Origin of the sequence: Agrobacterium sp. P15N1-A (assembly GCF_044626815.1) — a bacterium.
GTDB classification, from domain to species: domain Bacteria; phylum Pseudomonadota; class Alphaproteobacteria; order Rhizobiales; family Rhizobiaceae; genus Agrobacterium; species Agrobacterium leguminum.
The window spans coordinates 293892-306565 of sequence record NZ_JBIUPF010000005.1 but is presented as its reverse complement, the minus strand read 5'-3'; the positions used below and the strand labels follow the sequence as shown (position 1 = coordinate 306565).

Here is a 12674-nt window from a genome sequence, read left to right as displayed (position 1 = left end):
AGAAGAAACAAGCGGCGAGCTTTGCTTTCACGAGCGATCTTCCCGCGTGAAGTATTTTCTCGCGACGCTGCGATGATATGGTGAACCGCCACGTGACCTATCCGAACAAGGTATCCACCCCATGCAACTGCGCGCATTAATGTATTTCGACGAACTGGTCCGCACCAACTCCATGCGCGCCGCGGCGGAAAACCTGAATGTGGCGCCGACGGCGGTGAGCCGGCAGATCGAAAATCTCGAATATTATTTCGGCTCGCCGCTGGTGGAGCGTTCCAGCCGGGGCGTGAAACTGACGGCTGCGGGAGAGCTGCTCGCCGCCCGCGCCGGCAAGACGTTGCGGGAACTCGACCATGTGCACCAGCTCATTGACGACCTAAAGGGCCTGCAGCGCGGCCGGGTCACGGTCTATGCCAATGGCGCGACGGTGGCCAATCTTCTGGCGCCGGTGCTGGCGCAGTTCAGCCTGAAATACCCAAAACTGCGCTTCGAGGTGCATATTACCAGCGCCCGCCAGGCCATGGAGGCGCTGGGTGCGGCGGAAGCCGATCTTGTCGTCAGCCTGTTCGCGCCGAAGCTTTCCGGCGTAAAAGTGCGCTCGCGCACCCGCATCAGCTACGATGCCATCTTCCCGGCCGGCCATGCGCTCGCGGCACAGCCGGAAGTCTCGCTGAAAGAGCTGGCCGGGTTGCCGCTTGCCCTGCCGGATAAAAGTTTCGCTGCGCGTCAGGCCTTCGACACGCTGTTTGCCGATGCGGGCATCGAGCTTGATCCCGTCTTCATCACCAGCTCTTTGGAAATGCTGAAGGAACTGGTGCTGGGCCACGCCGCCGCCACGCTTCTGCCGGCGCTTTCGGTGGCGCGGGAAATCCGCAGCGGGCAGATGGTCGCCGTTCCGCTCTCCGGCAAGAAGGGCATCCACACCCAGATCGATCTCTGCGTCGCACCGGATCGGCAATTGTCCTTCGCCGCCTCCAAGCTCGCCGCTTTCATCGAGCGCTTCATGCGCGAGGCGACGGCGGGATAAGCGAGATGGCCGGCAATCTGCCCGAAAGGTTGATTTCCATCTGCATTTCCGTGTAGCCATTTCAGCTACACGGAGCACACAAAAATCGAGATTGTGTGTGCGCCTGCAACATGACACTCTTTTTGCAACGGGCGGTCTTCCGAGGGCAAAAATGCCCCGGCCGCCAGACAGGGGACAATGATGCCACGCACTTATCTTTCGCAGGCGGCAACGCTTTCGCGCCGTACCGCGCTGACCCTTGCATTGGGCACGGCGCTCTGGCTGCCGCTTTCGGCAAAGGTTGCCGAGGCCGCGCCGAAAACCGCGTTGACGCTTGGCATGGCCGTCGAGCCGGCCGGTCTCGATCCGACCATCGCCGCCCCCGTCGCCATCGGTCAGGTCACCTGGCAGAATGTCTTCGAAGGTCTGGTGAAGATCGACCGCGAGGGCAAGGTAAAGCCGCAGCTTGCCGAAAGCTGGGAAATTTCCCCTGATGGCGAGACCTATACGTTCAAGCTGCGCAAGGGCGTGACCTTCCATGATGGCGAGGCTTTCGATTCCTCTGTCGCCAAATTTTCGCTGGATCGGGCGCGTGGCGAAAGCTCGGTCAATCCGCAGAAACGCTTCTTCGCCGCCATAGACACTATCGAGACGCCGGATGCGGCAACGCTGGTGCTGAAGCTGAAGCAGCCGGCCGGCAGCCTTCTCTACTGGCTCGGCTGGCCCGCCTCCGTGATGGTGGCGCCGAAAAGCGCGGAGAATAACCGCACCACTCCTGTCGGCACCGGACCGTTCAAATTCGTTAACTGGGCCAAGGGCGACAAGGTCGAGTTGCAGAAGAATGACGCCTATTGGGACAAGGCCGTTTCGGTAAAGCTCGACAAGGCGACCTTCCGTTTCGTGTCCGATCCGCAGGCGCAGGCCGCCGCACTGAAATCCGGCGATATCGATGCCTTCCCGGAATTCGGCGCGCCGGAACTGATGACCTCCTTCGATGGCGACGCGCGCCTCGGCACCTTCGTCGGCAATACCGAGTTGAAGGTCGTGGCCGGCATGAACAATGCCCGCAAGCCTTTCGATGACAAGCGCGTGCGTCAGGCGCTGATGATGGCTGTGGATCGCGGCACTGTCATCGAAGGCGCCTGGTCCGGCTTCGGCACGGCCATCGGCAGCCATTACACGCCGAATGACCGCGGCTATATCGATACGACGGGCGTTCACCCTTATGATATCGACAAGGCCAGGGCGCTGCTTGCGGAAGCCGGTTATCCGGACGGATTCAGCTTCACCATCAAGGCCCCGCAAATGGCCTATGCCCAGCGCACCTCGCAAATCCTGCAGGCAATGTTTGCCGAAATCGGCGTGACCATGACCATCGAGACCACCGAGTTTCCAGCGAAATGGGTGGCGGATGTCCTGAAGGGCGCGGATTACGACATGACCATCGTTGCCCATGCCGAGCCGATGGATATCGATATCTATGCGCGCGACCCCTATTATTTCAATTACAAGAACCCGGCCTTCAACGAGGTCGTGGCGAATGTGGAAAAGACGGCGGATGCCGGCGAGCAGGAAAAGCTCTATGGCGAAGCCCAGAAAATCCTCGCGGAAGACGTGCCCGCCCTTTATCTTTTCGTCATGCCGAAACTCGGCGTCTGGGACAGGAAGGTAAAGGGGCTGTGGGAAAACGAGCCCATTCCCTCGAATGTGCTGACGGATGTGCATTGGGAAGAGTGACGTTTGTCGATACCCGTTTCTTCCGTCATGCCGGTCCCCGGGTCGAGCCCGAGGATGATCCGGCATCCAGCCAGCCCAAGTCCTTGGGCTGAAAGGGTTCTCTCCGCCGCGCAGACGCGCGTCGGCTGGATTCCGGCTCAAGGCCGGAATGACGGGAGAGAGATAACTGGACCTTCGACCGCAGGCGAAACAAAGCAAGGAGAAGATGCCAGATGTTAGCCGTCCTCATCCGGCGTCTTTTAAGCCTCGTCATCACCCTGTTTGCCGTCTCCCTCATCATCTATGTCGTCATGGGCCTGCTGCCGGGCGATCCGGCGGCCATCATGCTCGGAACCTCGGCGAGCCCCGATACGCTCGCCGCGCTGCAGAAGCAGATGGGCCTCGATCAGCCGCTGCCGCTGCGTTATCTCCACTGGTTGGCCGGCGTGTTTCATGGCGATCTCGGGCAATCCTATACCTATGGCGTGCCGGTGGCGGGGCTGATCCTGGAGCGGCTGGCCGTTACCCTGCCGCTTGCGCTGCTGGCCGTTTGCCTTTCGGTGGCCATCGCCATTCCGCTCGGCGTGGCGGCGGCGAGGAGCCGTAACGGGGCGCTGGATTTTGCGGCCGGGCTGTTTTCGCATGTGGGCATTGCCGTGCCCGGCTTCTGGGTCGGGCTGCTGCTCATCATCGTCTTTTCCACCACGCTCGGCTGGATGCCGGCCGGCGGTTTTCCCGGCTGGACGCCGAGCTTTTCAGCAGGCCTTACGGCGCTCATCCTTCCGGCAATCGCGCTGGCGCTGTCGCAGGCCGGGGTTCTCACCCGCGTCTGCCGCTCCGCCGTGCTGGAAGTGATGAACGAGGATTTCGTGCGCACCGCGCGCGCCAAGGGCCTGAGCGAGCGGGTGGCGCTGTGGCGGCATGCGGTGCCGAATGCGATGATCCCTGTCGTCACCATGATCGGCCTGCAATTCACCTTCCTCATTGCCGGCGCGGTGCTGGTGGAGAATGTCTTCAACCTGCCGGGCCTCGGGCGGCTTGCCTATCAGGCGCTGACCCAGCGCGATATCGTCGTCATGCAGTCCGTCGTGCTGTTTTTCTCGGCGCTGGTGATCGTCATGAATTTCGTGGTCGATATCGCCTATCTCTTCATCGATCCGAGACTGCGGGCAGGTGCGCGATGATGCGATTGATCCGCCGCCGCCCCGCCTTTGCCGTCGGCATCGCCGTCACGGTCTTTCTGGTCGCAGTCGCCCTGCTGTCGCTGGTCTGGACGCCGGTGTCCCCCACAAAGATGCAGATCGTCCAGAAGCTGAAATCGCCCTTCGTTTATGGCGGCCTCGGCACGGACCATTTCGGCCGCGACGTGTTGTCGATGCTGATGGCCGGTGCGTGGAACTCGCTGTCCACCTCCATCGCCGCCGTCGCCATCGGCGCATTTATCGGCACGACCATCGGCGTGGCGGTTGCGGCGCTGCGCGGTTTCACCGAAACCGTGGTCATGCGCATCTGCGACATCATCTTCGCCGTGCCGCCTATCCTGTCGGCCATGATGCTCGGCGCTTTCATCGGCACGGGCCGTTTTACCGCCATCATCGCCATCGCCACCTTCATGGTGCCGGTCTTTGCCCGGCTGACGCTGGGGGCGGCGTTGCAGATATGGTCGCGGGAATATGTCACCGCCGCCACCAGCATCGGCCAGAACCGCGCCAAGATCACGCTTTTCCATATCGTGCCGAATATTTCCAACCAGATCATTGTGCAGGTGACGATCCAGCTCGGTCTTGCGATATTGACGGAAGCAGGCCTTTCCTTCCTCGGTCTCGGCATGCCGCCGCCCGCCGCCACCTGGGGGCGGATGCTGGCCGATGCCCAGACCTATCTTGGCACCGCACCCTGGCTCGCCATCATGCCCGGCCTTGCGATTGCGCTCGCCGTCTTCGGCCTCAATCTTCTCGGCGACGGCCTGCGCGACCTGCTGGACCCGCGCGATACGAGCTGACCGCTCAAAAAAGCTGTCGCCCTTATTTCCTGTTTTTCTGACGAGACGATGCCATGACCGATCTCATAGACCTCAACACGCTCGAAATCCTGGCGCTTTACCGGGATAAGAAGCTTTCGCCATCGGAATATTGGCAGGCGGTGGAGGCGCGCATCAATGCTTTCGAACCGGTGGTGAATGCGCTTTACGCCTATGATCCGGAAGATGCACGCAGGCAGGCGCTGGCCTCGACGGAACGTTGGCAAAAGGGCGAAACGCTCGGGCCCCTCGATGGCATTCCGGTTTCGCTGAAGGAATTGATCGCCACGAAAGGCCATCCGGTGCCGCTTGGCACGAGGGCGGTGGAACTGGTGCCCGCGGTTGAGGACGCGCCGGTGGCCGCCCGCTGCCGTGAGGATGGCGCGATTATTTACGCCAAGACCACCTGCCCGGATTACGGCATGCTCTCCTCCGGCCTTTCCAGCTTCCACAAGCTCAGCCGCAATCCGTGGGACCCCACCCAGAACCCCGGCGGCTCCAGCGCCGGTGCGGCCTCGGCCGGAGCTGCGGGTTACGGCACGCTGCATATCGGCACGGATATTGGCGGCTCGGTCCGGCTGCCGGCGGGGTGGACCGGCCTGTTCGGTTTCAAGCCGAGCCAGGGCCGCATCCCGGTCGATCCCTATTATACCGGCCGCTGCGCCGGGCCGATGACCCGCACCGTTGCCGATGCCGCCTATGCCATGGCGACGCTTTCGCGACCCGACTGGCGCGACGGCACCTCGCTGCCGCCCAACGATATCAACTGGATGGACCTCGATATTAATGTGAAGGGCCTGAAAATCGGCCTGATGCTGGATGCCGGCTGCGGCCTGCCGCTGGACGAAGAGGTGCGCGACGCCGTGCTTTCCGCCGCGAAGCTGTTCGAGGCTGCGGGCGCCATCGTCATCCCGGTCGAGCCGGTGCTGACGCGGGAAATGCTGGATGGGCTGGATGATTTCTGGCGGGCGAAGTTCTGGGGCGATATGGCGGCGCTGAGCGCTGACCGTCGCGCCGCGATCCTTCCCTATATTCATGAATGGGCGCAGAAGGGGGCGGATATTTCCGGTTCGCGCGCCGTTTTCGGTTTCAACCAGACCATGGAAATGCGTAAGACCTGCGGGCGGTTGATGCAGTCCGTTGATGCGGTGATTTCACCCGTCAATCCCGTCGTGTCCTATCCGGCCGACTGGGCCTCGCCCACCAATGATCCGGAACGGCCCTTCGAACATATCGCCTTCACCGTGCCGTGGAACATGTCGGAACAACCGGCCTCCTCGATCAATTGCGGCTTCTCCAGATCGGGAATGCCCATCGGCTTGCAGATCGTCGGGCCGCGTTACGAGGATTTGTTCGTGCTGAAGCTTTCAAAAGCCTTCGAGAATTGGGGCGGCGGTGTGAGACGCTGGCCGCAGCCGCCGCAGGCTCGCTGATCCCACCTTTATCGGCCCTGTAGTATTGCCATAATACCCGCATCTCGATCCCGCCTGTTAGGGTGCCCAGAGGCATTCGAAAACGGGAGGAGCAGACATGCCGAAGAAGATTTTGATGATCGCCGGCGATTTCGCCGAGGATTATGAAACCATGGTGCCGTTTCAGACCTTGTCGGCGGTCGGCCACACGGTGCATGCCGTCTGCCCCGGCAAGAAGGCGGGCCAGACCATTGCCACGGCCATCCATGATTTCGAGGGCGACCAGACCTATTCGGAAAAACGCGGCCATAATTTCGCGCTCAACGCCACCTTCGCCGATATCAAGGTTGCGGATTACGATGCGCTTGTCATTCCGGGCGGTCGCGCGCCGGAATATCTGCGCCTCAATGCGGATGTGCTTTCGGCGGTGAAACATTTCTTCGAGGCCGACAAGCCAGTGGCCGCCGTCTGCCATGGCGCGCAATTGCTCGCCGCTGCGGGCGTCTTGAAGGGCCGTACCTGCTCTGCCTATCCCGCCTGCCGCCCCGAAGTGGAACTGGCCGGCGGCACCTATGCCGATATCGCCATCGATGCGGCCGTTACCGACGGTAAGCTGGTAACGGCGCCCGCATGGCCGGCGCATCCGGCCTGGCTTTCGCAATTCATGGCCGTGCTCGGCAAATAAGGTCGGCGAAACGGGGCTTTTTCCAGCCCCGTTTTCCGCCTATCTTTCAGGCGTGGTAAGGGAGGAAACCATGTGCAAGCTTTTCATCAAGGCAGACCCGACGCTTTGGGAAAGCCATACAAGGTCGCTCAGGATCGATGGCATGGTCACCAGCGTGCGGCTTGAAAACCTTTTCTGGGCGACGCTGGACGAGATCGCGCGGCGTGACGGCATGAACAGCGTGCAGCTCATCGCCAAGCTTTATAATGAATCGATCGATGCCGGGCACGATCTCGGCAATTTCACCTCATTCCTTCGGGTCTGCTGCGGGCGTTATCTGGCGCTTCAGCTTTCCGGCGATATTCCGGCGCGCAGCGATATTCCGATTGCGGCGCTGGATGCGGACAGCATCCTTGAGGCGGAACAGGTGAATTACCACTAGGGTGCGTCCCGCTTTTGTGCCGGGGCTCCCCTCAACCTCATTCCTGTGCTTGTCACAGGAATCCAGCCGACGCGCGTCCGCGCGACGGGGAGAGTCCTTTCAGCCCAAGGACTTGGGCTGGCTGGATCCCTGTGACAAGCACAGGGATAAGGGACGGGGAGCGCTCAGCTCTTCAGCGCCCGCGGATCGAGCGCATCGCGCACCGCATCACCGATATAGTTCACACTCAGAACCGTCAGCGAAATCGCCAGCCCCGGCCATAACACGCGCGACGGTGTCAGTTGCAGGAAGTTGGCGCCATCAAACAGCAGCCGTCCCCAGGTCGGAAAGTCGGAGGGGAAGCCGAGGCCGAGGAAGGAGAGCGCGGATTCCGTGATGATGGCGGCGGCAATGCCGAGGGTGGCCGAGACCATGATCGAACTCAGTACATTCGGCAATATATGCCTGAGGATGATGCGGTATTCGCGCATGCCGCTCGATTTCGCCGCCATGATGAATTCCTGGCTTTTGATCGTCAGCACATCGCCGCGCACGATACGGGCCGTATGCATCCAGCTGGTTATCCCGATCACGAAGACGATGAGGATGAAGATGCCGGTTTCCGGCCCGAAGGCGGCGCGCAACGTATCGCGAAACAGCATCAGGATGACGAGCAGCAGCGGCAAAAGCGGCAGCGCCAGGAACAGGTCGGTCAGGCGCATCAGCGGGCCGTCCAGCCTGCGGAAATAGCCAGACAGTACGCCCACCAGCGTTCCGAGAAACAGCGCCAGCAACATGGCGGTGATGCCGACGGCAAGCGAAATGCGCCCGCCGGCCAGAACCTGCGCCAGCATGTCCTTGCCGAGATTGTCGGTGCCGAAGGGATGCGCAAGCGACGGCCACTGGTTGCGCGCCTTCACGTTGATGGCGTTGGGCGCAACGGTGTGGATATAGGGGCCGACATAGACCGCAAGCAGGATGAAGACGAAGACGAATAGGCCCGCCACGCCGCCCTTGTGAACGCGGAACTGTTTCCAGATATCGGCAAGGGCGGATTGCGTGGGGGTGGCCGCAACCGTCGGCGCTGCGATGGTGGCGTCAGTCATAGCGGATCCTCGGGTCGAGAATGCCGTACAGCACGTCGGCAATCAGGTTGAAGAGCACGATAAGCACCGCGAAAATGAAGGTGAGCGTTTGCACCAGCGGAATATCCGCGCCCTGAACGGCGGTGATCAGCAATTGGCCAAGCCCGTTCACGCGGAAAATCTGCTCGGTGATGATGGCGCCGGAAAAGATGGTCGGCACGCCGAGCGCAATCACGGTCACGACCGGGATCAGGCTGTTGCGCAGCACGTGCACGAGCAGCACGGATTTTTCCTTCACGCCCTTGGCGCGCGCGGTGCGCACATAATCCTGGTGCAGATTGTCGAGCATGGAGGCGCGCACGAAGCGGCTGATCTGCGAGACATTGTAGAGCGTCAGCACCAGCACCGGCAGGAACATCTGCTTCACCTGCGCCACGAAACTGCCCCAGTCGGTCACCTGAAGGTTGGTGTCATAAACGGAAGGGAACCATTGCAGGTAAGAGCTGAAGACGACCACCAGCAGCACGCCGGTAAAGAAGGTCGGCACCGAATAACCGACCATCGAAACGAAGGTGCCGATCTGGTCGAAGATCGAATATTGCTTATAGGCGGAAATGACGCCGATCGGGATGGCCAGCAGCGCACCGAAGAGATAGGCGAGGCCCACCACCCACAGCGTCTGCGGCATGCGCTGAATGACGAGATCGACCACCGGGCTGCGTGTCGCCCATGACAAGACACGCATGCGGCTGCCATCGCCGATCTGCCAGCCGGTCAGCCTTTCGAAGAGGTTCAGCGGTTCGTTGATGAAGAATTGCTGCAGCCACATCAGGTAACGGATGAAGAAGGGCTGGTCGAGGCCGAGCGAGGCGCGGATTTGCTCGCGCACTTCAGGCGGGATGGTGAGCGGCAGGTCGCCGGTCGGGTCGTTCGGCGCAAGATCGAGCAGCGCGAAGATGACGAAGCTGATGACGAGCAGCGTCGGTACGGCAAAGGCGAGCCGCCGGAGCGTAAAGGTAAACATCTGAAACTCTCCAGACCCAGAGCGCGGCAGGACGAAAATTGGGAGCGTTTTCGCCTTAACGCGGCAAATGTGTCTTCAGATCATGGTCCAGGGGCATGCAGAAGGCCGGCCTCTCCGGGGGAGAAGCCGGCCCATCTGCGTGTTACTTCTTGCGGGACCAGTCCGCGACGTTCCAGAGTTCCGAATCCCAGGCATTCATGCGAACGCCTTCCAGCGTCAGCGAATGCGAGGAAACGCTGCCGCGGTGGATGAGCGGAATATGCGCGCCTTCCTCCGTCAGCATGTCATTGAGCTGTTTGGAAATCTCTCCACGCTTGGCAAGGTCCGCGGTCTTGGAGAGTTCACCCACCAGCTTGTCGAATTCCGGGTTGCAATAACGCGGAATATTCTGGCCCTGCCAGCCGTTTTGCGGGGCCGGGATCTTGTCGCACAGCCATTCCGCCAGATATTTCTCCGGGTCCGTGCCGTCGAAATTGTTGGTGTACATTTCAACGTCGGCATAAAATTTCTGGAAGGTATCCGGGCTTGCCGGGTCGCCGCCGAAGAAGACCGAGGCGCTGACATTGCGCAGTTCGGAGGCAACGCCGATCTGCGACCACATGTCCTTCACCAGCTCCTGCGTGGCCTGGCGAACCGAGTTGGTGGAGGTCTGATAGAGGAAGGAGAGCTTCACGCCATTCTTGGCGCGAATGCCATCGCCGCCCTTCACCCAGCCTGCATCGTCGAGCAGCTTGTTTGCCCCTTCCACATCCTGCTTCAGGCACCAGCTGTCATTCTTGGTGGAAGCGACAGCTTCCGGAGCCGGCACGATGTTGCAGGTCGGCTTGCCCGCTTCGCCATAGCCCGCTTCGTCGATGACATCGCGGTCGATGGCAAGCGACAATGCACGGCGCACGGCCGGATCGGAAAGGGCCGGGTGCGGGCCGCCCTCCTTGGTGGAGCGCTTGTCGCCCAGCGACGGATCGGCATTGTACCAGTTGAGATTGATACGCTCGACCTGGGTGCCGAAGGCTGTCTCAAGCTTGCCTTTGCCGGCAGCCACCATGGTGGCGAGGATTTCCGGCTCCACCTGCATGTTCCAGGCATAGTCGAATTCGCCGGTTTCCAGCACGGCGCGTGCGGCGGAAGCGGCATCGCCGCCGCCCTTCAGGGTCGCCGTGGCGAAGGCGGGCTTGGCCGGGTCGCGATAATTGGTGTTGGCGACGAAGCTGATCACGTCATTCGGCTTGAAATCCTTGACCACGAAGGGGCCGGTGCCGATGGGACCGAAATTGGCGGATGTGCAGCCGGGTGCGGCAGCACCGACGCATTTTTCAAACTGCTTCTTCTGGATGACCGGCGATTGTGCGCCGACGAATGCGGAATAGGGGTAGGGTTTCGGTTCGGTGAAGCTGACCTTGACGGTGTGGGCGTCGACGGCCTCGACATTCTTCACGCCCTCATATTGCGCCGCCTGCGCGCAGCCGCCATCCGGTGCGGTGCAATATTTCCAGGTGAAAATAACGTCCTCGGCGGTAAACGGCGTGCCATCCGACCACTTCACGTCGCTTTTCAGCTTCCAGGTCATGCTGAGCAAATCCTTCGCGACGCCGCCATTGTCGATCGTCGGAATTTCGGTGACCAGCATCGGCACCAGCTCGCCCTTTTCGTCGTAGCGCGCCAGCGGCTCAATCACCATGGACGAGCTGTAGACTTCCTTCGTGCCACCGGAAAGATAGGGATTGAGTGTCGATACGGCCTGCCAGAACAGGATTTTCAGTTCGCCGTCACTGCCGCGCTCGGCATGGGCGGCAGAGCCTGCCAAGGCCATGGCCGCCACCGTGCTGGCAAAGAGAACGCTGCGCTTCTTCATTGTAGTTTTCCCCTTTTTGGATTTTATCTATTTGAATGTTTGACGCTTTTCCCGTCGTCATGTGCAAGGTCTGTTATTCTAAGTATTTGACTTTGCTAAGGAATACTCCTCCATTCCCGATGATGCTATTGTCAGTTTTTTTGAAAAGCAAGTCCCAATGTTTCTTTGATGAACAAAAATTGAGCCATTCAGTTTTGGGCCTATTTTTCGCTCATGCAGCAAATTTCATGCTTGCAAAACGAGAAATTCCAAACGCAATATGGCGTCCGACAACCCGGCGGGGAACAAAAAAAGGGAAAAAGAGAATGCCGATATTGAACCGTGTGGCTGAAATGCAGGAAGAAGTTGCCGGCTGGAGGCGCCATCTGCATGAACACCCGGAGCTGCTCTACGATGTCTTCGAAACATCGAAATTCGTGGCCGAAAAACTGAAATCCTTCGGCTGCGACGTGGTCGAGACCGGCATCGGCAAAACCGGCGTGGTCGGCATCATCAAGGGCCGGCATGGGGATGGCCCGACCATCGGTTTCCGCTCCGACATGGACGCGCTGCCGATCCTAGAGACGAGCGGCAAGCCCTGGGCTTCGAAGACGCCGGGCAAGGCCCATTCCTGCGGTCATGACGGGCACACCGCCATGCTTCTTGGTGCTGCGCAATATCTGGCCGAGACCCGCAATTTCAAGGGTTCCGTGGCGGTCATCTTCCAGCCGGCGGAAGAGGGCGGCGCGGGGGCGCTCGCCATGCTGAACGACGGCATGATGGAGAAATTCGGCATTTCGCAGGTCTATGGCATGCATAATGAGCCGGGCATTCCGGTTGGCAATTTCGCCATCCGCAAGGGATCGACCATGGCGGCGGCGGATAGTTTCGAAATCGTCATCACCGGCAAGGGCAGCCATGCGGCCGCACCGCATCTTTCCATCGATCCGGTGCTGACCTCGGCGCATATCATCATCGCCCTGCAATCCATCGTCTCGCGGGAGACGGATCCGCTGAAATCGCTCGTCGTCACCGTCGCCACCACCCATGGCGGCACGGCCGTCAATGTCATTCCCGGTGCGGTGACGCTGACGGGAACGGTGCGCACGTTGCTGCCGGAAACCCGCGATTTCGCCGAAAAGCGCCTGAAGGAAGTGGCGACTGCCACCGCCATGGCGCATGGCGCCACCGTGGAGGTGAAATATCATCGCGGTTATCCCGTCACCTTCAACCACAGTGACGAGACCGAATTCGCGACCGGCGTGGCGATGGGCGTGGCCGGTGCGAGCGCCGTCAACACCAACCCCAACCCGCATATGGGGGCGGAGGATTTCTCCTACATGCTCGAAGCGCGCCCCGGCGCCTTCATCTTCATCGGCAATGGCGATACGGCCGGGCTGCACAATGCGGCCTATGATTTCAACGACGATGCGCTGCCTTACGGCATCAGCTACTGGGTTTCGATGGCCGAAACCGCACTTGCTGCGTAAGACATCCG

Annotated in this window: 11 protein-coding genes; 8 read left to right on the top strand and 3 right to left on the bottom strand. The window is 60.9% G+C overall.

Annotation, left to right across the window (positions count from 1 at the left end; all coding sequences use genetic code 11):
• Positions 1-121 precede the first annotated feature (121 nt).
• From ACIK7D_RS18795 to ACIK7D_RS18765, 7 genes are all read left to right on the top strand, one after another.
• Complete coding sequence (locus ACIK7D_RS18795; protein WP_135399609.1) at positions 122-1024, top strand: LysR family transcriptional regulator; 903 nt, start codon at positions 122-124, stop codon at positions 1022-1024.
• A gap of 180 nt (positions 1025-1204) precedes the next feature.
• On the top strand, positions 1205-2740 hold the full coding sequence (locus ACIK7D_RS18790; protein WP_400157042.1) for an ABC transporter substrate-binding protein: 1536 nt from the start codon (positions 1205-1207) through the stop codon (positions 2738-2740).
• A gap of 212 nt (positions 2741-2952) precedes the next feature.
• Complete coding sequence (locus ACIK7D_RS18785; RefSeq protein WP_400157041.1) at positions 2953-3903, top strand: ABC transporter permease; 951 nt, start codon at positions 2953-2955, stop codon at positions 3901-3903.
• Entirely contained in the window at positions 3900-4721 is an 822-nt protein-coding gene (locus ACIK7D_RS18780; RefSeq protein ID WP_003499034.1) for an ABC transporter permease, read from the top strand. Before ACIK7D_RS18785 ends, ACIK7D_RS18780 begins: the two co-directional genes overlap by 4 nt.
• A 53-nt stretch (positions 4722-4774) precedes the next feature.
• Positions 4775-6172, top strand: a complete 1398-nt coding sequence (locus tag ACIK7D_RS18775; protein WP_400157040.1) for an amidase — start codon at positions 4775-4777, stop codon at positions 6170-6172.
• A gap of 97 nt (positions 6173-6269) precedes the next feature.
• Positions 6270-6836: a DJ-1/PfpI family protein gene (locus ACIK7D_RS18770; protein ID WP_400157039.1), complete on the top strand. Its 567-nt coding sequence runs from the start codon at positions 6270-6272 to the stop codon at positions 6834-6836.
• Between the two features lie 70 nt (positions 6837-6906).
• A complete protein-coding gene (locus ACIK7D_RS18765) occupies positions 6907-7257 on the top strand; it encodes a ribbon-helix-helix domain-containing protein (RefSeq protein WP_400157038.1) in 351 nt (116 codons plus the stop codon).
• A gap of 164 nt (positions 7258-7421) precedes the next feature.
• Here ACIK7D_RS18765 and ACIK7D_RS18760 read toward each other — a convergent pair whose 3' ends face one another.
• The 3 genes from ACIK7D_RS18760 to ACIK7D_RS18750 all read right to left on the bottom strand — a co-directional run bounded on the left by ACIK7D_RS18760 (position 7422) and on the right by ACIK7D_RS18750 (position 11197).
• Positions 7422-8342: an ABC transporter permease gene (locus ACIK7D_RS18760; protein WP_003523158.1), complete on the bottom strand. Its 921-nt coding sequence runs from the start codon at positions 8340-8342 to the stop codon at positions 7422-7424.
• Positions 8335-9345, bottom strand: coding sequence for an ABC transporter permease (locus ACIK7D_RS18755; protein ID WP_080820590.1), 1011 nt, complete (start codon positions 9343-9345; stop codon positions 8335-8337). Before ACIK7D_RS18755 ends, ACIK7D_RS18760 begins: the two co-directional genes overlap by 8 nt.
• Positions 9346-9487: 142 nt before the next feature.
• The gene (locus ACIK7D_RS18750) at positions 9488-11197 is read right to left on the bottom strand and encodes a peptide ABC transporter substrate-binding protein (RefSeq protein ID WP_127758460.1); all 1710 of its coding nucleotides are present in this window, start codon (positions 11195-11197) and stop codon (positions 9488-9490) included.
• A gap of 305 nt (positions 11198-11502) precedes the next feature.
• Between ACIK7D_RS18750 and ACIK7D_RS18745 the strand changes: the two genes are divergently transcribed.
• On the top strand, positions 11503-12666 hold the full coding sequence (locus ACIK7D_RS18745) for a M20 aminoacylase family protein (protein ID WP_127758459.1): 1164 nt from the start codon (positions 11503-11505) through the stop codon (positions 12664-12666).
• The last annotated feature ends 8 nt before the right edge of the window (positions 12667-12674 follow it).

Excerpts from the sequence above, each read along its gene's own strand:
- ACIK7D_RS18790 (WP_400157042.1), top strand. The coding sequence starts at position 1,205 with ATGCCACGCACTTATCTTTCGCAGGCGGCAACGCTTTCGCGCCGTACC.
- ACIK7D_RS18745 (WP_127758459.1), top strand. The coding sequence starts at position 11,503 with ATGCCGATATTGAACCGTGTGGCTGAAATGCAGGAAGAAGTTGCCGGC.
- ACIK7D_RS18755 (WP_080820590.1), bottom strand. The coding sequence starts at position 9,345 with ATGTTTACCTTTACGCTCCGGCGGCTCGCCTTTGCCGTACCGACGCTG.
- ACIK7D_RS18760 (WP_003523158.1), bottom strand. The coding sequence starts at position 8,342 with ATGACTGACGCCACCATCGCAGCGCCGACGGTTGCGGCCACCCCCACG.
- ACIK7D_RS18780 (WP_003499034.1), top strand. The coding sequence starts at position 3,900 with ATGATGCGATTGATCCGCCGCCGCCCCGCCTTTGCCGTCGGCATCGCC.
- ACIK7D_RS18765 (WP_400157038.1), top strand. The coding sequence starts at position 6,907 with ATGTGCAAGCTTTTCATCAAGGCAGACCCGACGCTTTGGGAAAGCCAT.
- ACIK7D_RS18770 (WP_400157039.1), top strand. The coding sequence starts at position 6,270 with ATGCCGAAGAAGATTTTGATGATCGCCGGCGATTTCGCCGAGGATTAT.
- ACIK7D_RS18775 (WP_400157040.1), top strand. The coding sequence starts at position 4,775 with ATGACCGATCTCATAGACCTCAACACGCTCGAAATCCTGGCGCTTTAC.
- ACIK7D_RS18785 (WP_400157041.1), top strand. The coding sequence starts at position 2,953 with ATGTTAGCCGTCCTCATCCGGCGTCTTTTAAGCCTCGTCATCACCCTG.
- ACIK7D_RS18750 (WP_127758460.1), bottom strand. The coding sequence starts at position 11,197 with ATGAAGAAGCGCAGCGTTCTCTTTGCCAGCACGGTGGCGGCCATGGCC.
- ACIK7D_RS18795 (WP_135399609.1), top strand. The coding sequence starts at position 122 with ATGCAACTGCGCGCATTAATGTATTTCGACGAACTGGTCCGCACCAAC.